This window comes from Brevibacterium limosum, assembly GCF_011617705.1.
GTDB classification, from domain to species: Bacteria; Actinomycetota; Actinomycetes; order Actinomycetales; family Brevibacteriaceae; genus Brevibacterium; species Brevibacterium limosum.
The window spans coordinates 262,500-285,706 of the sequence record NZ_CP050154.1 but is presented as its reverse complement, the minus strand read 5'-3'; the positions used below and the strand labels follow the sequence as shown (position 1 = coordinate 285,706).

At 67.2% G+C, this 23,207-nt stretch carries 21 protein-coding genes; 9 read left to right on the top strand and 12 right to left on the bottom strand.

Features of this window, described 5'->3' with window-relative positions:
- Nucleotides 1–115 precede the first annotated feature (115 nt).
- From GUY37_RS01260 to GUY37_RS01250, 3 genes are read left to right on the top strand one after another with little or no spacing between them, the layout of a single operon-like run.
- Nucleotides 116–1,144 (top strand): 3-oxoacyl-ACP synthase III, encoded by a 1,029-nt coding sequence (locus GUY37_RS01260; protein WP_166821206.1) that lies wholly within the window; start codon nt 116–118, stop codon nt 1,142–1,144.
- An 8-nt stretch (nt 1,145–1,152) separates the two neighbouring features.
- The gene (locus tag GUY37_RS01255) at nt 1,153–3,939 is read left to right on the top strand and encodes an alpha/beta fold hydrolase (protein ID WP_166821203.1); all 2,787 of its coding nucleotides are present in this window, start codon (nt 1,153–1,155) and stop codon (nt 3,937–3,939) included.
- 9 nt (nt 3,940–3,948) lie between these two features.
- On the top strand, nt 3,949–4,914 hold the full coding sequence (locus GUY37_RS01250) for an NAD-dependent epimerase/dehydratase family protein (protein WP_166821200.1): 966 nt from the start codon (nt 3,949–3,951) through the stop codon (nt 4,912–4,914).
- 31 nt (nt 4,915–4,945) lie between these two features.
- Here GUY37_RS01250 and GUY37_RS01245 read toward each other — a convergent pair whose 3' ends face one another.
- Nucleotides 4,946–6,241, bottom strand: a complete 1,296-nt coding sequence (locus GUY37_RS01245; RefSeq protein WP_166821197.1) for a hypothetical protein — start codon at nt 6,239–6,241, stop codon at nt 4,946–4,948.
- Between the two features lie 124 nt (nt 6,242–6,365).
- Here GUY37_RS01245 and GUY37_RS01240 point away from each other — a divergent pair, with 124 nt between their 5' ends.
- Nucleotides 6,366–8,297 carry an acetate--CoA ligase gene (locus GUY37_RS01240; protein ID WP_166821194.1) on the top strand — a complete coding sequence of 644 codons (1,932 nt, stop codon included), beginning with the start codon at nt 6,366–6,368 and terminating at the stop codon, nt 8,295–8,297.
- A gap of 243 nt (nt 8,298–8,540) precedes the next feature.
- Here GUY37_RS01240 and GUY37_RS01235 read toward each other — a convergent pair whose 3' ends face one another.
- Nucleotides 8,541–9,479: a hypothetical protein gene (locus tag GUY37_RS01235; RefSeq protein WP_166820664.1), complete on the bottom strand. Its 939-nt coding sequence runs from the start codon at nt 9,477–9,479 to the stop codon at nt 8,541–8,543.
- Nucleotides 9,480–9,564: 85 nt separating this feature from the next.
- On the opposite strand from GUY37_RS01235, the gene GUY37_RS18960 reads away from it, so the two are divergent.
- Nucleotides 9,565–10,134, top strand: coding sequence for a MarR family winged helix-turn-helix transcriptional regulator (locus GUY37_RS18960; RefSeq protein WP_208094737.1), 570 nt, complete (start codon nt 9,565–9,567; stop codon nt 10,132–10,134).
- A gap of 42 nt (nt 10,135–10,176) precedes the next feature.
- Here GUY37_RS18960 and GUY37_RS01225 read toward each other — a convergent pair whose 3' ends face one another.
- From GUY37_RS01225 to GUY37_RS01205, 5 genes are all read right to left on the bottom strand, one after another.
- Nucleotides 10,177–10,662, bottom strand: coding sequence for an SRPBCC family protein (locus GUY37_RS01225; protein ID WP_166821192.1), 486 nt, complete (start codon nt 10,660–10,662; stop codon nt 10,177–10,179).
- 90 nt (nt 10,663–10,752) lie between these two features.
- Nucleotides 10,753–12,186, bottom strand: coding sequence for an LssY C-terminal domain-containing protein (locus GUY37_RS01220; RefSeq protein ID WP_166821189.1), 1,434 nt, complete (start codon nt 12,184–12,186; stop codon nt 10,753–10,755).
- A gap of 84 nt (nt 12,187–12,270) precedes the next feature.
- Nucleotides 12,271–13,365 (bottom strand): MerR family transcriptional regulator, encoded by a 1,095-nt coding sequence (locus GUY37_RS01215; RefSeq protein WP_228278287.1) that lies wholly within the window; start codon nt 13,363–13,365, stop codon nt 12,271–12,273.
- Between the two features lie 187 nt (nt 13,366–13,552).
- Nucleotides 13,553–14,302 carry a HEAT repeat domain-containing protein gene (locus GUY37_RS01210; RefSeq protein WP_228278286.1) on the bottom strand — a complete coding sequence of 250 codons (750 nt, stop codon included), beginning with the start codon at nt 14,300–14,302 and terminating at the stop codon, nt 13,553–13,555.
- Nucleotides 14,303–14,428: 126 nt separating this feature from the next.
- Nucleotides 14,429–14,686, bottom strand: coding sequence for a hypothetical protein (locus GUY37_RS01205; protein ID WP_166821187.1), 258 nt, complete (start codon nt 14,684–14,686; stop codon nt 14,429–14,431).
- A gap of 110 nt (nt 14,687–14,796) precedes the next feature.
- Between GUY37_RS01205 and GUY37_RS01200 the strand changes: the two genes are divergently transcribed.
- Together GUY37_RS01200 and GUY37_RS01195 are read left to right on the top strand one after the other, a co-directional pair.
- Nucleotides 14,797–15,384 (top strand): peptidoglycan-binding protein, encoded by a 588-nt coding sequence (locus tag GUY37_RS01200; protein WP_407645383.1) that lies wholly within the window; start codon nt 14,797–14,799, stop codon nt 15,382–15,384.
- A gap of 35 nt (nt 15,385–15,419) precedes the next feature.
- The gene (locus tag GUY37_RS01195; protein ID WP_025777104.1) at nt 15,420–15,779 is read left to right on the top strand and encodes an ArsR/SmtB family transcription factor; all 360 of its coding nucleotides are present in this window, start codon (nt 15,420–15,422) and stop codon (nt 15,777–15,779) included.
- Between the two features lie 96 nt (nt 15,780–15,875).
- On the opposite strand, the gene GUY37_RS01190 is transcribed toward GUY37_RS01195, so the two are convergent.
- From GUY37_RS01190 to GUY37_RS01180, 3 genes are read right to left on the bottom strand one after another with little or no spacing between them, the layout of a single operon-like run.
- On the bottom strand, nt 15,876–16,811 hold the full coding sequence (locus GUY37_RS01190; protein WP_166821184.1) for a DMT family transporter: 936 nt from the start codon (nt 16,809–16,811) through the stop codon (nt 15,876–15,878).
- Entirely contained in the window at nt 16,808–18,031 is a 1,224-nt protein-coding gene (locus GUY37_RS01185) for a pyridoxal phosphate-dependent aminotransferase (protein ID WP_166821181.1), read from the bottom strand. Before GUY37_RS01185 ends, GUY37_RS01190 begins: the two co-directional genes overlap by 4 nt.
- Nucleotides 18,032–18,035: 4 nt before the next feature.
- Nucleotides 18,036–18,608, bottom strand: coding sequence for a peroxidase-related enzyme (locus GUY37_RS01180; RefSeq protein ID WP_208094736.1), 573 nt, complete (start codon nt 18,606–18,608; stop codon nt 18,036–18,038).
- Nucleotides 18,609–18,826: 218 nt separating this feature from the next.
- Here GUY37_RS01180 and GUY37_RS01175 point away from each other — a divergent pair, with 218 nt between their 5' ends.
- On the top strand, nt 18,827–19,132 hold the full coding sequence (locus GUY37_RS01175; RefSeq protein ID WP_166821175.1) for a cupin domain-containing protein: 306 nt from the start codon (nt 18,827–18,829) through the stop codon (nt 19,130–19,132).
- A gap of 29 nt (nt 19,133–19,161) precedes the next feature.
- Here the strand turns inward: GUY37_RS01175 and GUY37_RS01170 are convergent, their stop codons facing one another.
- Nucleotides 19,162–20,643 (bottom strand): glutamate--cysteine ligase, encoded by a 1,482-nt coding sequence (locus tag GUY37_RS01170; RefSeq protein WP_166821172.1) that lies wholly within the window; start codon nt 20,641–20,643, stop codon nt 19,162–19,164.
- A gap of 103 nt (nt 20,644–20,746) precedes the next feature.
- Between GUY37_RS01170 and GUY37_RS01165 the strand changes: the two genes are divergently transcribed.
- Complete coding sequence (locus tag GUY37_RS01165) at nt 20,747–21,919, top strand: M20 family metallopeptidase (RefSeq protein WP_166821170.1); 1,173 nt, start codon at nt 20,747–20,749, stop codon at nt 21,917–21,919.
- Nucleotides 21,920–22,095: 176 nt separating this feature from the next.
- On the opposite strand, the gene GUY37_RS01160 is transcribed toward GUY37_RS01165, so the two are convergent.
- The gene (locus GUY37_RS01160) at nt 22,096–23,106 is read right to left on the bottom strand and encodes an FkbM family methyltransferase (RefSeq protein WP_166821168.1); all 1,011 of its coding nucleotides are present in this window, start codon (nt 23,104–23,106) and stop codon (nt 22,096–22,098) included.
- Nucleotides 23,107–23,207 lie beyond the last annotated feature (101 nt).

Here is a 23,207-nt window from a genome sequence, read left to right as displayed (position 1 = left end):
CAGAAACCGGGCGGTAAGATAGGTCCGGAATTCCCCCGTCGTGACGCGTCACGCGCGCGCCTCTGCGGCCGATATCGACACCGACGAACGACCCGAAAAGGGATGAGTACCTCAATTGGCGAATGGCAACGCAACATTTCGGCACTCGAACGTGGCCCTGCTCGGCCTGACCGAGACCCTGGCCCCGAACGAAGTGACCTCCCAGGAATTCGACGAGCGCCTCGCCGATACGCTGTCATCCCTCAACCTGCCGCAGGGTCTGCTCCAGCGCGTCGCCGGCGTGTACGCCCGCCGCAACTGGGATGAGCCCCACCAGTTCGCCGACGGTGCGATCGCGGCCGGGAAGCAGGCCCTCGCCGAGGCAGGGATCCCTCCCGACGCCATCGGACTGATGGTCAACACCTCCGTGACCCGTGAACACCTGGAACCGTCCGTGGCCGTCGGTGTCCACGCCGGCATCGGACTCGGCCCGCAGGCGATGAACTTCGACATCGCCAACGCCTGCCTCGGCTTCGTCAACGGCATGACCTTGGCCGCGAACATGATCGACGCCGGGCAGATCGAATACGCCCTCATCGTCGCCGGCGAAGACGCCTCCCGCGTTCAGGAGGCGACGCTGCGCCGCCTCAACCGTCCGGACATCACCCGGGAGGAATACCTCAACGAATTCGCATCTCTGACCCTGGGCTCCGGCGCTGCCGCCGCCGTCCTCGGACCGGCCGACAGACATCCGGACGGCCACCGCATCCTCGGCGGCATCACCCGTGCGGCCACCCAGCATCACGAACTGTGCGTCGGCGACCACAACGGAATGTTCACCGACACGAAGGGACTGCTCTCCGGCGGCATGGAACTCGTCGTCGCCGCATGGGAGGAAGCCCACGAAACCGGCTGGGACTGGCGGGAGATGGACCGCTACGTCATGCATCAGGTCTCCGATGTGCACACGAATTCGATCACGAAGGCCGCGAACCTCGACCCCGACCGGATCCCCGTGAGCTACCCGGAACTGGGCAACGTCGGCCCCGCCTCCCTGCCCATCACCCTGTCCCGTGAGGCCGAGAACCTCAGGCCCGGCGACCGCATCCTGTGCATGGGCGTCGGCTCCGGCCTCAACACCGCCATGACCGAGATCGAGTGGTAGAGACCTTCATGAGATTTCCTGCACGGCCGGCCACGATTCCCCCGCAGCTGCCCGAGTGGGACCCCGCCTGGTCCCGAATCGTCGAGGCGAGCACCGCCGATGGGACGCATGCGTTCCACGTGCTCGACACCCTGCCCGCCCTGACCGCGGCCGGTGTGGAGCCGGCGGGCACGATCGTCGCCCTGCACGGCAACCCGACGTGGTCGTATCTGTGGCGTCGGCTGGCCCGCGCCACCGTCGAGGCCGCCCAGTCCGGCGGCCGCGCCTGGCGGCTCATCGCCCCCGATCAGCTCGAGATGGGCTTCTCCGAACGGCTGCCCCATTCGGCGATGCCGACCCCGAAATCCGCCGAGGTGCGCCGGATCACCGATCGCATCAACGATTTCGACGCCGTCGTCACGACCCTGATCGCCGAGGTGGCCGACACCGGATCTGCCGCCCACCCGATCGTGACGATCGGCCACGACTGGGGCGGAGTCCTCTCGCTCGGCTGGGCCGCCCGCAACACGGACCTCGTCGCCGCGGCCATCAGCCTCAACACCGCCGTCCACCAGCCCGAGGACGCCCCGCTGCCCGCACCGCTGCGCGCCGCTCTGGCCGGGCCCATGCTGCCGACGGCCACCGTGCTCACCGACTGGTTCCTGCGCGTGACCATGGGACTCGGCGACCTCGATGCCGAGACCAAGGACGCATTCCACGCCCCGTATCGTACGCCTGCGGACCGGTGGGCGATCGGCAACTTCGTCGCCGATATCCCCGTCGATGCCGATCATCCCTCGGACCCCGAGCTCCAGCGCATCGGCGATGACATCGCTGCCTTCGACAAGCCGGCCCTGCTCGTGTGGGGCCCGAAGGATCCGGTGTTCCTCGAACGCTATCTGCGGGACCTGCGTGGGCGCCTGCCACAGGCCGACGTGCACCGCTTCGAAACGGCCTCCCACCTCGTCAGCGAAGACCATGATGTTCCCGGTCTCGTCCTCGACTGGCTGAGCGCCCGGTTCGATGCGCCTGACACCGCGAGCTCCCCCACCGAGGCGGCCCTCGCGAAGGGATCGTCCGAGCGGTCAGGCACGGCCGCCTCGGCGAAGGGATCGACCTTCGGCGCCGACCCTGCCTCGGTGCGGGATTCCGACGCCGCGGACATCCGCGCGGTGACGGCGATCCTCGATGCCCGCCGTGACGACGAGACGATCGCGTCGGTCGACTTCGCGCAGAATCCGGCGCAGCAGATCACGTGGCGCCACCTGTGGCACGTCACCACGTCGATCGCGAACGGGCTGCTCGACCTCGGCGTGAAGCCCGGGGACCGGGTGTCGATGCTCGTCCCGCCGGGCAACAATCTCACCGCCGCACTCTACGCGTGCCTGAAGATCGGTGCGGTCGCCGTCGTCGCCGATGCCGGACTCGGCCCGAAGGGGATGACCCGGGCGATCACCTCGGCGGATCCGCAGTGGATCATCGGCGAACTGCCCGGACTCACCCTGGCACGTGCCTTCGGGTGGCCGGGGAGACGGATCTCCGTCAGCCCGCTCGGGCCCGTGCGCTCCCGCCTGTTCAAGGCCGAGACGAGCCTGACCGAACTCTCCCGCACACCGCACCGGCACGAGCTGCCGTCCCCGGCACCGGATGCCGATGCGGCGATCCTCTTCACCTCCGGTTCGACCGGACCGGCGAAGGGCGTGCGCTATACGCATGCGAACATCTCCGCACTGGCGGCCGTGCTCACCACGACCTTCGACGTCACGGAGGGCACTGGCCTGGTGGCCGGCTTCCCACCGTTCGCCCTGTTGGGGCCGGCCATCGGGGCCACCTCGGTGACACCGGACATGTCGGTGACGAAACCGAAGACGCTCACGGCGAGCGCGATCGCCGATGCGATCATCGCCGGGCGGGCGACCATGGTCTTCGCCTCACCGGCGGCGTACGCGAACGTCGCCGCGACCGCCTCGGAGCTCGATGGCCAGCAGCGGGCCGCGTGCGCCGGGGTCGAGCTCGTGCTCTCGGCTGGTGCGCCCGTGCCGCTGGAGCTCATGGACGCCATCGCCGAGGTCTTCCCGAACGCGTCCATCCACTCCCCCTACGGAATGACCGAAGGGCTGCTGCTCACCGACATCGACCGTAACGGTGTGGCCGCCGCCGATGCCACCGGTGGTCTCGGGGTGTGCGTGGGGCAGCCGATCGACGGCGTCGAACTCGCTCTGGCCGCCATCGACGAGTCCGGCCGATCGGCCGATGAGCTGCTGCAGGGCGAGGCCGCGCAGGGCCGCCTCGGCGAATTCGTCGTCAGTGCCGCCCACATCAAGTCCGGCTATGACAACCTGTGGCGCACCACCGCGGATTCGGCCCGCGATGATCTGCACGGTCTGCACTGGCACCGGACGAACGACATCGGCCATATCGACGAGAACGGTCGGGTGTGGCTCGAGGGACGGCTGCAGCATGTCGTCACGACTGCGCGCGGACCGGTCGGGCCCGGCGGGCTCGAGGCGCTCATCGACGCCGACGCACAAGTCAGCCGCAGCTCCGTGGTCGGAATCGGGCCCGCAGGCACCCAGGCTCTCGTCGCGGTGCTCGATGCCGAGGGCACTTCGCTCGCACCCGGTCTGGCACCCTTGGGTCTGACGGCACGTCTGCGGGAGAAGGTCGCCGAGGTCGGCGGTCATGACCTGACAGCGGTGCTCGTGGCACCCGAGTTCCCCACCGACATCCGCCACAATTCGAAGATCGACCGTTCCCGCCTCGCCGCCTGGGCCGACAGTGTCCTGGCTGGTGGGCCGGTGCGAGGAAGCGTCTGAGGAGCTTAAGTGAGAATCAGCGTCACCGGAGCCTCCGGGCTGCTCGGTTCGTCCGTCGCCCGCGCGCTCGTCACCGCCGGCCACGAGGTCACGACCCTGCAGCGTCGTCCCTCCGGGGTCGACGGTGCCAACGATGTGTTGGGTTCGGTGACCGATGCGGCTGCCGTCGAGCAGGCGGTCACCGACGCCGAGGCGGTCGTGCACTTGGCCGCGAAGGTCTCCATGATGGGGGATCCCAAGGATTTCGAGGCCGTGAACATCGGCGGCACTCGCACTCTCGTCGATGCGGCTCGTGCCGCCGGCGTGCAGCGTCTGGTCCATATCTCATCGCCGTCGGTGGCACATACCGGTGATTCGATCATCGGCGACGGTGCCGAACCGGCGTCTCCGGAGTTCGCGCGCGGTGAGTATGCGCGGACGAAGGGGGCCGGTGAGCGGATTGCCCTGGGTGCGGATTCGCCCGACTTCCGGGTGCTGGTCCTGCGCCCCCATCTCATGTGGGGTCCGGGCGACACTCAGCTCACGGAACGGGTCATCGACCGCGCCCGTGCGGGTCGGATGCCGGTGCTCGGATCGGGAGCCGCCCTCGTCGACACCCTGTTCGTCGACAATGCCGTTGAGGCGATCGCTGCGGCGGTGACCGCGGTCGATTCCACTCATGGTGAGGCGCTGGTGGTGACGAACGGTCAGCCGCGCCCCATCGGTGAGCTGATGTCACGCATCGCGATCGCCGGCGGCGCCGCGGAGCCGAAGCTGCGCATTCCGGTGGCTCCGGCGCTGGCTGCGGGAACCGTAGTCGAGAAAGTGTGGGAGCTCGGCGAGCATGATGACGAGCCCCCGCTGACCAGGTTCCTCGCCGAACAGCTGTCGACCGCGCATTGGTTCGATCAGCGGCGGACACAGGAAGTCCTCGACTGGACTCCCCGCGTCAGCATCGAAGAGGGCCTGAAGATCCTCGCCGACCACTACGCCTGAGCCGGCTCGCAGACGCGGAACCGGCGCTGACTCAGAGCCGGTACTGGTTGTTCTCCTCCGCTGAGGGACCATTGCGTTCAGGGGCCTGAGCGTCCTCGGCTTCGTCATCGGCAGGCGCTTCTTCTGCCGAGTCTGCGGACTCGTCGCCCTCTTCCGGCAGCTTGCCGGCGAGCGCGTCTGCCGACATTCCGGGTTCCCCGGTCGGCGGCGCCTCGAGCGAGGAGCCACTGGCGGATTCGTCGAATTCCTCCGGGTCGAGCGTCGCCGGATCGTCTGCCGCTTCTTCGAGTCCCTGGTCGGACGCCGAAGCGGGCCCGGAGTCTCGGGCCTCGCCCTTGTGCGGCGACGGCACCGCTGTGACGTCGTCGGTCCTCGCATCAGCGGCACCGGCCTGCGGGGCGGAGGTGGGCCGGGCAGGCAACGACGGCGGCATCGGCGGAGGCGGTGGCAGTTCGGACGATTCCGATGTCGGCGCGGCCGGCTTCTCATCGGTCGTGGAGGTTTCGCCTTCGACAGCTTCAGCACTTTCGGGCTCCGCCGACTGGGCGGACTTCGCCGGGTCGGGCTGCGCTGCGTCGGGCTGCACTGCCTCGGCGGTCTGCCCCGGATCCTGCGATGTGTCGTCGCCTTCGGTTCCGTCCGCTTCCAGGGATGATTCCGTGTCCCCGTTCTGCTCGGTCGAATCCTCGGTCGCGTCTGTCTCAGGAGCTTTCCCTCGAGCGGATTCCGCATCCTCGGTCGTTTCCGACTCGTCAGATTCCTCCAGCCCCGAGGCTTGCCCAACGGCTTCGGAATCCGTCGTCGCCGCAGTCTCAGCCGAGTCCTTCCTGTCGGAAGACTCGCCCCCGGAAGACTCACCCTTGGCGGGCTCATCCCCGTAAGACTCACCCTCAGAAGACTCGCCCCCGGAGGCGGCCACCTCAGCGGACTCACCCTCAGAAGGCTCGGCCTCGGAGGCAGCCGCCTCAGCGGGCTCACCCTCGGAAGACTCGCCCTCAGCGGACTGAGCGGTCGATCCCGGCAGGGCGCCGTCGATGCCTTCGAGGCTCACTCCCGCCTCGGCGGCCAGTCGGGCACGCCGTTCGGCACGGGCACGGGCCCGCTCGTCTTCGCTCTTCTGCGCCTTCTGCTTGGCCTTCGCCGATTCGCCCTTCGGGTGGGTCGGGCGCACGGCCTCCCAGATGAGCAGGACGATGAGCATGGTCAGTCCGACGATGACACCCATGAGGATCGAACCCCACGGTCGCGCCATCGCGAAGAAGTCGAAGACGGCGTTGAGGCCGAACATCACGGCCAGGCCGAGGATCAGTGCAACCAGGAATCTCATATCCCCATTGTGCCTTCTCCTGGTCCGAGTGCAGGGAAACGGGTCCACTTTCGTGCCGGCCCCACTCCACCGAGGATGTGCCCCCACCTCGGCACGAGACTGTGCCATGAGTCACAATAGGATCATGGACACCACCACCGAGAACCACGCAGCCGACTACGAAGACGTCGTGACCCGCATCGCCGAGGACCCCGAAGGGTTCTGGCTCGAGCAGGCCCGGAAACACATCGACTGGGTCACCGAACCGACGAAAGCCGTCGACGATTCGAATGCGCCGATCTACCGCTGGTTCCCCGACGGCGAGCTCAACGTCTGCTACAACGCGATCGACCGGCATGTTGCGAACGGCCGCGGCGATCAGGCCGCGCTCATCTACGATTCGCCCGTGACTGACACCGTCCGCTCGATCACGTACTCCGAACTCCTCGATGAAGTCTCCCGCTTCGCCCGCGCCCTGTCGGACAAGGGCGTGACCGAGGGCGACCGCGTCGTCATCTACATGCCGATGATCCCCGAGGCGGCAGTGGCCATGCTCGCCTGCGCCCGCCTCGGCGCGATCCACTCCGTCGTCTTCGGCGGCTTCGCCCCGAACGAGCTGGCCGTGCGCATCGACGACACCGCCCCGAAGGCCGTCATCTCGACCTCCTGCGGGGTCGAGAAGAGCCGAGTCCTCGAATACAAGCCGATGCTCGATGAGGCCATCGACATCGCGGAGAACAGACCGGACTTCACCGTCATCGTCCAACGCGACGAACATCGCTGCGAACTCGGCGAGAACGACTTCGACTACGCCGAACTGCTCGGCCAGACCCCCGAGGGCATCGACCCGGTGACCGTGAAGGCCACCGACGAGCTCTACGTCCTCTACACCTCGGGCACCACCGGCAAGCCGAAGGGGATCGTCCGCGATTCCGGCGGATATGCGGTGGCCGGGGCCTTCTCGATGCCGACGGTCTTCGGCCTCAACCCGGGAGACACGATGTTCACCGCCTCCGACGTCGGGTGGGTCGTCGGGCACACGTACATCATCTACGCGCCGCTGCTGGCCGGCGTCACCTCGGTGCTCTATGAGGGCAAGCCCGTGGGCACCCCGGACGCGGGTGCGTTCTTCCGCGCCATCGAAGAGCACAAGGTCAACGTCCACTTCACCGCCCCGACGGCCATGCGCGTCGTGCGCAAGGAGGACCCGAACGGCGAGTTGATGAAGAAGTACGATCTCTCGAGCCTGCGTGCGGAATTCCTCGCCGGAGAACGGCTCGACCCCGACACCTACGACTGGACGACGAAGATCCTCGCCGAGGCGACCGGGCGCGACATCCCCGTCGTCGACAATTGGTGGCAGACGGAGACCGGCTGGCCGATCACTGCCAATCCCTTGGGTCTGACCCGGTTCCCCCTCAAGGCGGGATCCTCGACGAAACCGACTCCCGGCTTCCACGTCGAGGTCGTCGACCCCGGCGGTCGGCCCGTTCCTGCCGGAGCGGAAGGACTCATCGTCATCAGGCTGCCGCTGCCACCGGGCACCATGGCCACGGTGTGGGGCGATGACGAGCGGTTCATCTCCTCCTACCTCGCCGCCTTCGACGGCTATTACCTCACCGGCGACTCCGGCTACCTCGATGAGGACGGCTACGTCTTCGTCATGGGTCGCACCGACGATGTCATCAACGTCGCCGGGCACCGCCTGTCCACCGGCATCATCGAGGCGGTCGTCGCCTCCCACCCGGCCGTGGCCGAGGCCGCCGTCATCGGCGTCCACGATGACATGAAAGGACAGATCCCGCGTGCCCTCGTCGTGCTCGGGGACTCCGCTGAGGGGATCGACCCGGACACCGTCATCGACGAACTCGTGGCGCTCGTGCGCAAGGAGATCGGGCCGGTCGCCGCGTTCAGACGCGTCGACATCGTCGCGGGTCTGCCGAAGACACGGTCGGGCAAGATCCTGCGCAAGACGATGCGGCAGATAGCCGATGGCGTCGACGACCCGGCTGTGCCGTCGACGATCGAAGATCGCGCTGTGCTCGATGACCTCGGGGCGGTGCTCTCCCGCAGCTGAGCGCACCGAGGCTCCGGCACCCAGCCGTTGTCTCAGCAGCCGCGACGGCCGCGGAACCGCCGCCCGGCGGGAGGTCTCCGCGCGCAGACGCGATCCGGTCGAAACTGGAGGTTCGGCCGGATCGCGTCGATGTTTCACGGTGCCGTTCTGTTGATGGACAGCGCGGATGTGCGGGTCGGCATCGCGTTCACGGGTGGTCGGAGCCGCACCCTGCGAAGACAGCAGTCGGCCCGGCCGATTCCGCTATGAGCTGCGTCCCTGGTCGAAGCCTGCGGCGAATCCGCGCTCGAAGGCCTCTTGGACCTCCTGCTCGCGGCTGCGGCGCTCATCGGCCCAACCGAAGGGGTCGAATCCTCGTCGGCCCGGACCGAAGCCGGGACCGAAGTTCGGGCCGAACCCGCGGCGTCCGCGGCCTCCCCCGCGGCGTCCATCACGATCGCCGCGCCCTCCGTGTGGCCCGTGAGCCTCGTGGCGGTCAGGGCCGCCTCGGTGCGCATGGTCATGATCGTGAGAGTGCTCGTGCGGCCCGTCGTGCCGGTCCGAGTCGTCTCCGCAGCGTTCGGGGCCGAAGTTCTCGACGATCTTCGACAGCGAGGCCTTGAGGTTCTCGAACTCCTCGGAGGTGAGCACCTCTTCGATGCGGTCACCGACTCCGTCGCGCATATCGCGGAAGCGCCGGCGCAGCTGCTCGGGGTCGATGTTCTTCGATGGCCCCCCTCCGCCCCGGCCGCGCGGCGGGCCGTAGGTCACCGGTTCGTCCGGGTAGGCGGCGCCGTCGGCGACCACGTCCTCGGCGTCCCAGCGGCGACGTCCTCGCCGCATGCGTCCGAAATCGCGAGGGTCGAAGCCGGAGTCGGCGGCGGCTGAACGGAATTCGCGGCGCAGCACGTGGCTGAACTCGCGCAGCAGCTGCGGCAGATCGGCATCGGAGTCATCGTCCTTGCCGCCGCGAGCGTCGGCGTCGCTCGTGGGCTCTCCGCCTGCGGCCGTGTCGCTCTCCGTCGCATCGGCCTGATCCGCCCCCGCGCCGTGATCGCGATCGGCGTCGAGGCGCGAGGCATCGCCTGTGCCGGTGTTGTCGTCAGTGTTCAGTGAGTCCTCCTGGTTGTCCGCACCTGCCGCGCCGTCGGACGGAGCAGTGGAGTCGTCATGGCCATCGTTGAAGTCATTGTTGGCAGTCATCTCATCTCCTTAGTTGTCATCTGACATGTACATGCAGAATGACATGCAATTCGATTGCATGTCAAGTAACATGTAAAATCGAATCATGAGCACGAACGATGACATTCAGGCGATCGCCGAGGCGCTCACCCGCCTGCAGTGGCGGCGCGGGCCCGGCGGCCCCCGAGGTTTCGGACCTTTCGGTGGTTTCGGTGAGCACGGCGGCCCCGGTGAGCGCGGGGGCTTCGGCGAACGCGGAGGCTTCGGAGGCGGGCGACACCCGGAGGACTTCCCTTTCGGCGGCAAACGTCATCCCGGCGGACCGTTCGCCGCTCACGGTCGCGGGCGTGCGCTCATCCGTCTGCTCATCTCCCTCGTCCAGGCGGGCACGGCCTTGGGGGTCAGCGCTCTCGGCGATGCCATCGGCGTCGACCAGCCTCGCGCGTCCCGACTTGTGTCCCAAGGCGTCGAGCTCGGTTTTCTGCGTCGCGAGGCCGACCCGGATGATGCCCGGCGGACCCTCATCGCCTTGACGGACAAGGGGCGTGCGATCACCAACAGGTTCCGCGGCGCCCAGCGTGAGAACGTCGATGAGGCACTGAGCACATTCACAGAGGACGAGCGGGCGCAGCTGGCCTCACTGCTCACGCGCTTGGCCGACGCCTGGCCGAAGTGACCCGACCGATCGGCTCTTCGACGGTGGGGCCCCGGCTGCGGCTCAGCTCTCGGCGAGCTGTTTGAGCCTTTTGAGTGAGGCGAGCAGATTCGCCGCCGTCGTCGACTGCGCCCGAGACAGGCGCTGCGGGTCGCGCAGCTCGGTCCAGTCATAGATATGACGAACCAGGACCGAATCGTCCCCGACCGGTTCGATCTCCCACACCCACTTCTGCCCGAACGGCTCTCCCGCGACTTCGGAGGGCTTCCACGCGATGCGCCGCCCCTCTTCGAAGTCGACGATGTGGTTCTCCCGGTCCACGCCCTTGGTCAGGGTCGTGATGAAGGAGCCGCCGGTCCCATGCATTCGCTGACCCTCGACGGCCGAGCCGAGGTTGTCATTGCCGTCCCACTCCGGTTGTCGCTGCGGATCGGCGATGAGTTCGAACACCGCTTCGGCGGGAGCTGAGATTTCGATCTCGGCGGTGACGACTTTGAGAACCGGGTCGACCGCATCGAAGGCGGAGGCATCGGGGTTCTGGTCGGTCATGGAGTCCTGCCTTCGTGAGTGTTCCAGCCTCGGCGTCGAGCTGGAGTGCGGAGTGGATCGGACACGGCCAGAATACACGGGTCCGCCGCATCAGTCCTCGAGTGCTCGGTCCTGCCGTTCTGCGCGGAGTGCGGCGGTACTGAAGCGGGTGAACATCCGAGAGGAGTCGCTCGACAGTGCCAGCAGCACTGCCACCTGCATGGCGATCGTCATCAGCGCATACATGTTCGTCGCCAGGCCGCGGTCCCCCGTGAAGTAGTTCGTCATCGACACGATCACGGAGATCGTCGAGAGAGTGAGGATCCACAGTCTGGCCCGGTTGCTGCCGCGGAACACCGACGCCGAGGCGATGACCTGGAGACACCCGATGATGAGGCTGACCCCGATGAGCACACCCGCGACGATGCGTGTGGCCGTGTCGTCGCTGAGTACGGCGATGTCCGAGCTGTAGCCGACGACTTCGGTCCGCAGTCCGTTCCAGTCGAGGAGCATACTGATGACATCCCATGCCTGGAAGATCAGGAGGACGAGGACGAGCGCCGCCCCGACCACGGTCTGCAGCGGGCGTCGGCGCCACAGTGTCTTCGTCACCTCGGACACGGTTCGCGATTCGGAGTAGATGCGAGTGGCGTCGAGGGCCAGCTCCAGGCGTTCGGGGTGGTCGGCGTCGTTCGCGACCACCTCGGTGACGTCGACGATCGGCAGGTGCCCATCGGTGATGATCGAATCGCCGCCGCCGTTGCGGGAGTGGTACCCGGTGGAGAAGTCCTTGATCCGATCGACCGAGATCGCTTCGTCGACGCCGGTGACGGTGGCGACGATGTGGTCGCGTTCGACATCGGTGTTCTCTTCGATCTTGTGGGTGAACTGGAGAGTGAACAGGGAGATGCCGACGGCTTTGTCGTAGGTTCCCGCGGCCAGCCAATCGGCTTGGTGTCCGCCGGGCAGCAGCCATCCGTGCGGGCATTTCCAGAACCGCACGTGGTGACGCTGCCCCGGATCGCCGTCGATCTCCTGCTGGTAGGCGAAGTCCTGGCGTCTGCCGAACAGCAGCAGCGGGGACACCGGAGCCTGCGGGTAGCTGCGCTTCGTCACCGTCGACCGGATGATCTCCCACGTCGATGCGGGTGTGATGCTGTCGGCGAGGATCCACCCGGCTTCCCGCATCGCGTGGTGGATCTGCGCTTCCTCGCCGCGCCAGGCGAGGTTGACCGGATCACCGAGCAGACCGTCGGAGGTGCGGGTGCGACCGATGAAGTAGTTCGGCACATAGATCTGGGTCAGGATGCGATGCAGCCTGGGCAGGGCGAGATAGGACACGACTCCCCAGAAGACGAGCAGCGTCAGCACCTGCCACCAGCCGAGGCTGAACCCTTTGAGCAGAATCAGCAGCGCCAGCCAGGTCGAGGCCGCACCGGCGAAGAGGAAGAACAGGTAGTCGAGCACCCCGGTGGGTGTGAAGTGGTGTCGCCGATAGACGAACGGCTGCCTCAGCCGCCGTTTCTGCTCACCGCTCACAGTCATGGGCGCCAGTTTAGCCAACCGCCTCCAGCGCCCGGAATGAGGATTCCCTGCCTCCCTTCACCGAGGCGGCCCGACCGGAGGCGGTCAGGTTCGCCCCCTGCGCGGCGGCTGTTCCCGACGGCGGCGGTCGAGGGCGGCGAGGGCGGTGGCCGCGAGTTCCGGACTGTCGTCTCCGCTGAGTTCGGCGATGAAGTCGTCGCTGCACTCTCCGGGGATTTCGACGAGGACCTGGAGCACCCGGAACCGTATCGTCGTATCGTCGGAGTCTGCGTGCCGGTGCAGCTCGGTGACGATCTGGTCGCCGATGTCGGCGTGCGATCCAGTCGCGACGAAGGCGGCGAGAGTCTCTGCCGCTTCGATGTCCTTCGGCCCGTTCATGGCCATGTCGAGCAGCATGGGCACGGCCTTCGCATCGCCGGAGTGGCCGAGGGTGAGCGCGGCGCTGCTGCGGATGTCGGGATCGGCATCGTCGAGGCCGCGACGCAGCGCCTGCCGGATCATCGACCGTACACATGAGCCGAGCTTCTCAGCTGGGGTGGTTCGGCGGATCTCGTCGAGGGCGAGCAGAGCGTTGCGGCGCACCAGGGCAGATTCGTCCTCCATGCCCTTCGCCACATGAGGCACGGCCTCGGCGCCGGCCTGGGCGAGTGCCCATCGCATTGCTCCTGCCGCGTTGAGCACAGATTCGTGCAGAACCGCTTGCACCAGAGTCTCGATCGGCATTCCTCCGTCGACTCCGCTGCCGAGTGCGGCTTTGTGCCGTTGGATGACGTCCTCGGATTCGAGGGAGCGCATGAGGTCGATGGTGTACAGGAGCGATTCACCATCGGCTCGGCCGAGTCGGGCGACGGACTGGAGGTGGTCGAGCAGACGTTGTTCTGCCGCGATCCGAGCTCGAGCCTGGTCGATGAGGTCTCCGAGCACGCGGCCCGGTTCGAAGTCCGCATCGGACAGCGCCCGACCGACTTCGGTCAGGGACATGCCGAGTCTCCGCAGGCCCTCGATATGGAAGATGCGGCCGATATCGGCATCGGAATACTCCCGGTAGCCGCCGGGCGTCCGCTGGCCGGGTGCCACAAGCCCAAGTGATTCGTAGTGACGCAGCATGCGTGCGCTCACGCCGGAGCGCCGAGCCACTTCGCCGATGAGCATTGCCACCTCTTCTCTGCTGTCAGCCACTCTATGCCGCAGTCACCTCCTGCTGGGAGAGCCGGCCCGAAACTCTTCGGGATCTGGGCCCTTTCGGACTTCGCTCAAGGGTCGCAGGCGGACTCCGCACAGGTACTGGACCCATGCGCCGGAGGAAGGGGACCGAGACCCCGGCCGTGTGCCGGCGGGCTTGCCCCGCCCGCCGGCGCACGCACGATCAGACCTTCCCTGTGCCGATCTGGACCGTGGCCTCGGATCCCAGTGCGACCACACGCTTGGCTGCGTCCAAGGCGTGGGCGAAGCCGGCATCCGGGTCATCGAACATGTCCCGGGTCGCCATGGCGTGAGCCCGCACTGTGTCGTCCTCTGCGTGAAGCCTCTCATCGACCACTGACACGAGATCGTCGCCAAGGGCCACGATCGCCCGGCTGAGGCTCTTCTGCATCTCGACTCCTCCGCGACCCAGCTGTGTCACCAGGGCCGATGCCAGTTCTTCACGACTCTCACCGGGCACCAGGGCAACGGCGGCTCTCCACGCACTGCGGGCCGCCTCGGCGTCGGAATGGGCGATGAGGGCCGTGCCGATCCGGGCCGGATCCATGGGCGGCCAGGCGCGGATGTCGCCGATCTTCGACAGGGTGTGCAGGGATTGGCTGATCGCCTGCGGCAGGGTCGAGTCGAGTTCGGCGATGAGAGGTTCGACGGTGACATCGGCGGGCAGACGGGTCAGCGCCCAGGTGAGCATGTCGCGGACGAAGAAGTCCGGTTCGACTCGGCACCGGGCGATGAGCACGTCGAGGTCCCGGGGCTCGGCACGTGTGCCGATCGCCATCGCCGCCTGCAGGCGCCGCTGCGGGTTCGATGCCCTCAGCGCGTCACGCATGCGGTCGCTGGTGTCGCTCCTGCTGTCTGTCTCGCGCAGGAGTTCCGGTTCGCGAGCCTGGTGGCTGTTGAGTGGGTTCGTCATGATCTCCACCTCCTTGTCACCCAGTGAAGACCTTGACATGGTGTCAAGGTCAAGCGGATGCGACTCGATCCATCCCACCTCGAGAGCGGAGCCGCGTATGGACACGATCGATGCCACGGAGGAGCTTCAGCCTCCGCTCGACCAGCCTCCGCCGGCCGGGGAGGTGGTGACTCCAGATCCGCCGTCGGCGTCGGCGCTCGATGAGGACGACCCGACCGACGAGGAGACCTCGGTCGGCGATGAGCCTGACGAGTCCGCGGAGACGAAGACGAGGGCGATGACGATGCCGGCGATGATCATGATGCCGACGGCAGCGAATGCGAAGACCACGATGAGGCAGGTCATCAGGGGCGGGCGATTATTGCGCCGAACGATTCTCACCATGGACCAAGCCTAATGTGCGGCACTCATCCCACTCCGTCGTGACCTTGCTGTGACAAAAACCTCGGTACGGTCCCATGCGCTCTTAAGTTTGTTGCATTATCGTTATATTCATGCCTCGTCCGACATCATCACGCAAGGGCCGCCGGTCCGTGCTCACCGGTGCCCTGATCGGGCTCGGGGCAGCGGTGATGGCGCTGATCGTGGGTGCCGTCGTCATCATCAATTCACCCGTCTCCTTCGGCTCCACGAAGATCAGGCAGATGCAGATGGCTTCGGTCAATCAGCTCAGCGAACAGCAGATCGACAATGCTCGGCTCATCATCGGCGTCGGCCGCGGCGGCGACTTCGGCGACCATGCGATCCGCATCGCCCTCATGACGGCTCTGCAGGAGTCCTCGCTGCGCAATCTGGATTCCGGCGACCGCGATTCGGTCGGTCTGTTCCAGCAGCGCCCTTCGCAGGGATGGGGCGAACCGCATCAGCTCACCGACCCCGTCTACGCGGCCAAGGCCTTCTACGGGATCAACCCCGAGGTCGAGAACCCGGGCCTCGACCAGATCGAGGGCTGGGATTCGATGTCCCCGACCGAAGCCGCACAGTCCGTGCAGCGGTCGGCGCTTCCCGATGCCTACGGGCAGTGGGAGACCTTGGCCGATGACCTCCTCGGCTCGCAGGCCGACGTCGAAGCCCTCGACTGACGCTGACCACGCCGGTTGTCCGGTAATCTGCACTCATGGCTTCCATTCCCGATTCCGTTCCCGTCAATGACGAGGTCGAGCAGCTCCTGCTCAACCCCGAGGACCATCTCGAAGCCATCACCGAGACCGCCGACCTCTTCAAGGCACTCGCCACCCCCTCCCGGCTGAAGATGCTGCTCGTCCTCACCCACGGTGAGGCCACGGTCACGCACATCGTCGAGGCGACCGGACTGTCCCAGCCCCTGGTGTCCCAGCACCTGAAGTTCCTCCGCGGACTCCACCTCGTCGGTGTCAATCGGATCGGCCGCGAAGCCTACTATTCGCTCAAGGACGATCACGTCGCCCACATCATCGTCGACGCCATCGCCCACACGATCGAGGCCCACGAACACTGAGCCGCATCCCGGGCGCTGGCCCCGATTTCCTCGCCGAGGCGGCCCACCGCTGCCCGATTCACCGCGGTGGCCCGCGGTGCCGGGGCTGGTCCGGCGCTACTGTCTTCGACGACGCGTCAGCGCCTCCGGGCCCCCGCCGACGACCCACACGATCAGAGCCACGAGCACGGCACCGATCCACTGCCCGGTCTGCAGCTGCTCCCCGGCGATGAGGGATCCGAGCACCACCGCCGACAGCGGCTGCAGCAGCATGAGCGCCGCGGTCATCGGCACGGGCACCAGCGGACTCGAGATGCTCAACAGCACCCATGACAGCGCTTGGCCGCAGACGGCCAGGGCGATCATCCATCCCCACCCGCCCCAGCCGAGGTCGAAGTCGAGCCCGCCGAGGGTCAGCCCGGCCACCGCGGTCATCACCCCGGCCGCGATCGTGCCCACCTGGACCGGGGCGACGACGAAGTCTCCGGCGACCTTCCGGCTGTGGTGGATGCCGAAGATGTACACGCCGTAGAGCACACCGGACAGCACTCCGAAGATCGCTCCCCGCGTCGGGTTCGCCGCCGTCTCGTCGGCGCCGAACACTCCCCCGGTCAGCAGCATGCCGATGATCATGATCGGCACGCAGCCGATGAACAGCCACCCGGGCCGGGAACCGCCGAATGCCCAGACCAGTGCCGGGAAGACGATCACCTGAACGCTGATGAGCACCGTGGACACACCCAGACCGGCGTCGAGGACGCTCTGGGCCCACAGCACATAGTCGATCCCCAGCGCCCCGCCGGAGACCGCGGCGATGAGGATCGCCTTCCGCGGGAACCGTCCGTGCCGGCGCAGCTCGAGCACGGCCAGCGGCGCGAGCACGACGACGGCGATCCAACACCGCAGGAAGGCGGCGGTGGGGGCGGTCGCCTCGGCGAGGATGACGAACAGACCGGCCGATCCGAGCAGGACCGCGGCCAGGATGACGCCGAGCACCGGCAGGGCCTTCGGCGCAGGAGGCGGCCCTCCCGCCCGCGTCTCCTGAGAGCTCATCCCATGAAGTCGAGGATGCGGTCGATGGCCTCGGCCGTCCGGTCGGCTCCGACAGCCAGCGACAGGCGCACCGAGCGGGGGCCGTCGACGGAATCGAAGTCATCACCGGGAGCGAGCGCGACGCCGGTGGCCTCGAGCACCTGCTCACACCACTGGCCGGCGGTGTCAAGCCTCGCGCGGTCGAGGATGTCGTCGACGCGGGCGTACATGTAGAACGCGCCGTCGGGTGGGGCCATCTCGCCGAAGCCCAGGTCGGCGCGAGCGCCCAGCACATGGTCGCGGGCGCCGGCGAACGAGGCCACAGCTGCCTCGCATTCGGCATAGGACTGTTCCGTGAAAGCCGCAACCGCCGCGTACTGTGCCGGCACAGGCGCGCACAGCGACAGGTTGCCCGTGACGTTCTGCGCAGGGGTGACGAGGGCTTCGGGCAGGATCGCCCAGCCGAGTCGCCACCCGGTCATGCCCCAGTATTTGGAGAACGAGGAGATGACGATCGCTGAGTCGTCGTGGGCGAGCGCGCACTCGCCACGGGTGCCGATATAGCTGATGCCGTGGTAGATCTCGTCGGAGATCACCTGCACCCCGTTGTCTCGACACCAGTCGACGAGTTCACCGAGGGCTTCGGGGCCGATCATCGTGCCCGTCGGGTTCGCCGGGGAGGCGAGCATGAGTCCCTTGAGCGGCGCCTCCGCGTGGGCGGCGGCCAGCAGGTCGACGCTGGGTTGGAACCCTTCGTCGGCGCCGCAGTCGAGTTCGACGACGTCGCAGCCCAAGGCGGCGAGGATGTTCTTGTACGCACCGTAGCCGGGCCGAGCCAGGGCCACCCGATCGCCGACGTCGAAGCAGGTGAGGAAGGTCGTCTGGAAGGCGCCCGAGGATCCGGTGGTCACGGCGATGCGTTCGGGTGCGATGTCGAGACCGTACCAGTCGCGGTAGTGGGAGGCGATGGCCTCGCGCAGTTCGGGAATGCCGAAGATCGGCGAGTATCCGAGTCCCGTGCCGTCGCGAGCGACCTCGGCGGCGCGGGACAGTACGGGGCTGGGCGCGCCCTGAGTCGGTTCGCCCAGGCACATGGCGATGGTGTCGCGGCCGGCGCGCTGCATCTGCCCGACCGTGGCGACGATGCCCATCGCCGCGAACGGCTTGACGAGTCTCGAACGGGCGGAAACGGCGGAGGCACGGGTGGTGGGGGCCGCCTCGGCGGGGATGGATGAGGTCATCGGTTCACTTCTTCTCACGCGGGAGGCGGCCGAGGGTGTAGAACTCCGGATTCGGGAGCATCCCGGAGATGTGGGCCATGCGGTTGGACAGACCGAAGAAGCCCGTGATCGCGGCGATGTCCCAGGCGTCCTCGTCGTCGAATCCGTGTTCGGCGAGCGTGGCGTGGTCGGCATCGTCGACTGCCCACGGTTCCTCGCAGACCTTGACGGCGAAGTCGAGCATGACCATCTGACGTGGGCTGATATCGGCCTGACGATAGTTCGTGGCGACGACGTCGGCGATGAGGGCGTCCTTCTGGAAGATCCGCAGCATCGCCCCGTGGGCGACGACGCAGTAGAGACAGTGATTGATCGCTGAGGTGGCCACGACGATCATCTCCCGATCGGCCTTGGTCAGGTTCCCCGTCTCCTTCTCCATCAGCGCGTCATAGTAGGCGAAGAAGGCGCGGAATTCGTCCGGTCGGCGGGCCAGGGCGAGGAAGACGTTGGGCACGAAGCCCGACTTCTCAGCCACTTCGAGGATCTGGGTGCGGATGTCATCGTCGACGTCGTCGATGTCAGCAAGTGGGTATCGCATACCCCTCATGCTAGCCCGGGTGGATCGGTTCGGGTCGAGCCCGTTCACGGTGCGGCTGGGGTCGGTTGCGGGCAGCGCTTGAGCGGTGCGCGTCAGCACAGTGCGTGCCTGAGCGGCCGCGCAGGGCGATGCGCGCGGTGTGCGCAGCGCTTCGAGAGCGATACAGTGAGGGCGTCAGGTCCGCTAAGGCATCCGCACATGCGTCGAAGGAGATCACTATGACCGCAGACAATGCAGCAGACACCGGTTCGACCGGCGAGGTCCAGCTCGACAACGGAGTCTTCCGAGTGACGAAGTGGACGATCCGCCCCGACGGCGTCATCCCGATGCACAAGCATGACTACGAGTACGTCGTCGTGCCGATGGTCACCGACACGATGCTCGTGCGCAATTCCGACGACACCGAGATCCGTGCCGAACTCGAAGCCGGTGTCTCCTACACACGTCCGGCAGGGTCCGAGCACGAGGTCTCGAACCCCGGAGGCAGCGCCGACGTCGTCTTCGTCGAGATCGAACGCCTCTGAGACTCCTGCCGTCGACCTCAGAGAATAGGTCAGCGAGTGGGGATCTCCCACGTGTGGACGGGCTTCCCGGTCGCCTGGTTCGCAAGGTAGGCGTCCAACATCGCCTCGATGCCCTCGGCGCGTTCGGGTGAGTCCTGTCGGCTGCCGGGGGCGAGGCTCTCGAGTGCCCGCAGCTGCCAGGTCGCGCCGTTGACGCGGCTCTCCGCCCGGCCTTCGATGATCGACATGAATTCGTCGATGACGTCCTTGTCGATGTTCAGTCGTGAGAGCCCCCGCCTGGCCTGAGGTGCGAGCACATCGGTGACGAGGTCGGCCACGCCGATGCGTCCGATCTTCGGCCACGTCACTCGCGCCTCGATCCCGTCCTTGGCGCAGGCATTGAAGTTCTCCTCCGCCTCGGCGAATGACATCCGCGACCACACGGGGCGGTTCTCTCCGACGAGGAACTCGGCCAGCCCGTAGTAGAAGGCGGCGTCGGCGACCATGTCGACCGGAGTCGGCCCGGCCGGCAGCAGCCGGTTCTCGACACGGATGTGTGCGCCGCCGTCCCCGGAGTTGTAGATGGGCCGGTTCCAGCGCCAGACGGTGCCGTTGTGCAGGTTGAGCTCGAAGAGCTTCGGGGCGTCGGCGGCGCGGAATTCGACGAAGTCCTTGATCTCGGGCAGCAGCGGCGGGAAGTAGCGGACGTTCTCCTCGAAGAGGTCGAAGACGCTGGTGATCCACCGTTCGCCGAACCACACGCGGGGCCGCACACCCTGGTTGACCAGTTCGGGTGTACGCGTGTCGATGGACTGCGCGAAGATCGGGATCCGGGATTCGTGCCACAGCTTGCGGCCGACGAACAGCGGCGAGTTCGCCGCCATCGCCACCTGCGCCCCTGCGATCGCCTGCGAGGCGTTCCACGCATCGGCGAACCGGTTCGGCGCCACCTGCAGGTGCAGCTGCATCGACGTGCAGGAGGACTCCGGGGCGATATCGGCGAACTCCGCCTTGTACCGCTCTTCACGGCCGAGCTCGATGCGGACATACTCGCCGCGGGCATCGATGACCGAGTTGCTCAGCGCCTCATAGCGGTTCTCCTCGGTCATCCACTTCTCGTCGGTGAGGAACTCGGTGGTCAGGGTCGGCAGCGTGCCGATCGACACCACCTTGAGGCCCTCCTCCTCGGCGGCCTTCTGCGCTTTCCCCAAGCGGTCGGCGACACCGGCTTCGAGGGTCTTCAGACCGCGCCCGGCCACCTGGAGCACCGGATGGTTGAGTTCGAGGTTGAAGGCGCCGATCTCAGACTGATAGTCGTCGTCGAGTCGGGAGAGCACCTCCTTGTTGCGCAGGCTCGGCTGATTGCCCTCGCCGACGAGGTTGAGCTCGAGTTCGAGGCCGATCGTGCCCGCCGATTTGAAATCCGCATGACGAAGGTAGGTATCGAAGAGCTCGAGATTCTCCGCGAGCTTCTCCCGATACAGTGTGCGTTCCTCCGGCGTGTACCGCTTCGAGCTGACTGCCTCACCCATAGGACTAGCAAACCACAGACGGCCGGGTCTGTGCGCGACCGCCGTCCGCTGCACCATCCGGACACCCCCGACGCCGACAATCGACCTTCCGTAGACTCACCCTATGTCTTCGACCACATCACCTGCGTCCCAGCCCGCTGACTTCGTCGAACAGGCGAGGAGACGCCTGCCCGACATGCTCGCCGACATCGAACGGGTCATCTCCATCGAGACCCCCTCACACGACACGGCGGCCGTGGCCGCCGGAGCACGGGACTTCGCCGCGCTCCTGAGGGACCGCCTCGGCGCAGAGGCGGAGCTGCTCGACATCGACGGCACCGCCCACCTGCGCCTGCGCTTCGGCACCGGTCCCGCCCGCGTCGTCCTGCTCAACCATCAGGACACCGTGTGGCCGCACGGCACACTCGAGCGTCTCCCCTTCTCCACCGAGGACGGCATCCTCCGCGGTCCCAGCAGCTTCGACATGCTCACCGGGGCGATCATGAGCGTGCACGCGACCGCGATGGTGGCCGACCACCTCGGCGAGGGCGGACTGGACGGCCTGTCGATCCTCGTCACCGGCGATGAGGAGATCGGCTCGCTGTCCTCGTCGGATCTCATCCGCGCCGAGGCCGCCGTTGCCAAAGCCGTGTTCGTCATGGAGGCGAGCGCCGGCGGCGCGCTCAAACTCGAGCGCAAGGGCACGAGCAACTACGTCCTCAGGTTCACCGGCAAGGCCTCGCACGCCGGGCTCGAACCGGAGAAGGGGATCAACGCGGGCATGGCCCTGGCCCTCACCCTGCCGCTGGTGGCCGACCTCGACGACGCGGAGGCCGGGACGACGGTGGTGCCGACCGTGATCAGCGCGGGCACGACGTCGAACACCGTTCCGGCCGAAGCCCGGGTGGACATCGATGTGCGCGCCCGCACTGCGGCCGAACTCGAACGCGTGGATGCGCAGATCCGTGAGCTGACCGTGAACCCGCAGGTGGCGGGCTCGACGATGGAGGTCCTCGGCGGGATCAACCGGCCCCCGTTCGAACGGGAGCAGTCGGCTGGGCTCTTCGACCGGGCGACCGCTCTTGCGGGTGAGCTCGGGCTGCCCGCACCGCAGGGAGTGTCCGTGGGCGGTGCCTCTGACGGGAACTTCACCGCCGGAGACGGCATCGCCACTCTCGACGGCCTGGGCGCCGTCGGCGATGGGGCGCATGCCGAACACGAGCACGCCGTCATCGACGAGATCGCTCCGCGCACCGCTCTGCTGGCCGCCCTCATCACCGACCAGCTGCAGAGCTGAGGGCCCGCGCCGGCTGCTCAGTCGACGGGGCAGCCGGTGGCGGTTCCGGCGCCGGTCTCTGCGCCCACGTCGCCGGGGCCAGGGACTTCACCAGTTAAGTGGGTTCAGCTTGCCAGATTCGAATCTGTGCATTCTCAACCCACTTGATCGGCGGCAGCCGCGGTCGCGCTCGGCAGCTAGCCGACCGGATAGCCCGCTGCCCGCATCTCGTCGGGTGATCTGAGCGTGAAGAGCCAGTCGCGCAGGTGCACATCGGGCCGGATCGTCGTCCGCGCGTACAGTCGATCTTCGCCGACGAGGTAGAAGTGGTAGCCGTGCTCGCCGAGGTGGCCCATGAGTTCTCGTGGATTCGCGCGGTCTTCGAGCACTTCGCACAGAATGTCCGGGTGGATTGCCGCGAGGAATTCCCGCCCGTGGGCGAAGACGTCGTTCTCCCCGCCTTCGACGTCGATCTTCACCGTCACACGCGGCTCCTCGCCTCGACCTGAGGCATCGGGGAGCCCTTCCCCTGGCAGCGGCTGCGTGTCTCGCCTCGACACCTCGGCCATCACCTCGGGCAGGAGGGCGTCGAGGGAGGTGAAGCGCACCTCGGCGTCGGAGTCGAACTGCATATCTGAGGAGTAGAACGAGGGCAGCGCGGATCCGCCGTCCCCGATAGGCACTTTCATCCAGGTGTCGGGGCTGCCCACTCCGGTCGGGTGGACGGTGACGCGTCTGTTGAAGCCGTTGCGGTCGATGTTCTTCTCCACGCCCGCGACCACTGCGGGGATGATCTCGAAGACGTGGGCGTGCACCTCCTCATTCGCGGCCAGGACGGCCATGGTGAAGACCCCGGTGTAGGCGCCGATGTCGAGGAAGACGTCGGCGTCGGCGCTGAGCGCGACCATGAGGTCGAGGGCGAACGCGTCTTCGGGTTCGGTGCGTCGGCCCTTCCCCCAGTAGAACTCCTTGGCGATTTCGCAGCGGAAGGGTTCGACGAGGATGAACTCTGATCCGCCCGCCCTGCCGCGGATTTCGGTGAGTTCGATCGGTGCGGGCAGGCGACCGATCTTCAGCCCCTTGATCCGGGGCGCGATCGTTCGCAGCAGAGGGTGGAGTGCCGGTTGGGCGAGAGCGATTTTGACCGGCAGCTTGAGACCGAACCAGGACTGTCTGCGCGCGGCGAATGTGCGCAGGTGATCGTTCACGACGGTGGCCCCCTTGCTGACAGGAAGACTTTTGTTCACACTATCAATGCTCGGCCCGCCGCTCCAGGGTTCTGGCCTAAGCTGAGGAGAAGAAAGCATCC

What these genes read in the sequence shown, in the direction of transcription:
- GUY37_RS01255 (WP_166821203.1), top strand. Translation starts at nt 1,153, where the DNA reads ATGAGATTTCCTGCACGGCCGGCCACGATTCCCCCGCAGCTGCCCGAG.
- GUY37_RS01175 (WP_166821175.1), top strand. Translation starts at nt 18,827, where the DNA reads ATGACCGCAGACAATGCAGCAGACACCGGTTCGACCGGCGAGGTCCAG.
- GUY37_RS01220 (WP_166821189.1), bottom strand. Translation starts at nt 12,186, where the DNA reads ATGACTGTGAGCGGTGAGCAGAAACGGCGGCTGAGGCAGCCGTTCGTC.
- GUY37_RS18960 (WP_208094737.1), top strand. Translation starts at nt 9,565, where the DNA reads ATGAGCACGAACGATGACATTCAGGCGATCGCCGAGGCGCTCACCCGC.
- GUY37_RS01245 (WP_166821197.1), bottom strand. Translation starts at nt 6,241, where the DNA reads ATGAGATTCCTGGTTGCACTGATCCTCGGCCTGGCCGTGATGTTCGGC.
- GUY37_RS01185 (WP_166821181.1), bottom strand. Translation starts at nt 18,031, where the DNA reads ATGACCTCATCCATCCCCGCCGAGGCGGCCCCCACCACCCGTGCCTCC.
- GUY37_RS01210 (WP_228278286.1), bottom strand. Translation starts at nt 14,302, where the DNA reads ATGACGAACCCACTCAACAGCCACCAGGCTCGCGAACCGGAACTCCTG.
- GUY37_RS01240 (WP_166821194.1), top strand. Translation starts at nt 6,366, where the DNA reads ATGGACACCACCACCGAGAACCACGCAGCCGACTACGAAGACGTCGTG.
- GUY37_RS01195 (WP_025777104.1), top strand. Translation starts at nt 15,420, where the DNA reads ATGGCTTCCATTCCCGATTCCGTTCCCGTCAATGACGAGGTCGAGCAG.
- GUY37_RS01190 (WP_166821184.1), bottom strand. Translation starts at nt 16,811, where the DNA reads ATGAGCTCTCAGGAGACGCGGGCGGGAGGGCCGCCTCCTGCGCCGAAG.
- GUY37_RS01170 (WP_166821172.1), bottom strand. Translation starts at nt 20,643, where the DNA reads ATGGGTGAGGCAGTCAGCTCGAAGCGGTACACGCCGGAGGAACGCACA.
- GUY37_RS01165 (WP_166821170.1), top strand. Translation starts at nt 20,747, where the DNA reads ATGTCTTCGACCACATCACCTGCGTCCCAGCCCGCTGACTTCGTCGAA.
- GUY37_RS01205 (WP_166821187.1), bottom strand. Translation starts at nt 14,686, where the DNA reads ATGGTGAGAATCGTTCGGCGCAATAATCGCCCGCCCCTGATGACCTGC.
- GUY37_RS01225 (WP_166821192.1), bottom strand. Translation starts at nt 10,662, where the DNA reads ATGACCGACCAGAACCCCGATGCCTCCGCCTTCGATGCGGTCGACCCG.
- GUY37_RS01235 (WP_166820664.1), bottom strand. Translation starts at nt 9,479, where the DNA reads ATGACTGCCAACAATGACTTCAACGATGGCCATGACGACTCCACTGCT.
- GUY37_RS01180 (WP_208094736.1), bottom strand. Translation starts at nt 18,608, where the DNA reads ATGCGATACCCACTTGCTGACATCGACGACGTCGACGATGACATCCGC.
- GUY37_RS01200 (WP_407645383.1), top strand. Translation starts at nt 14,797, where the DNA reads ATGCCTCGTCCGACATCATCACGCAAGGGCCGCCGGTCCGTGCTCACC.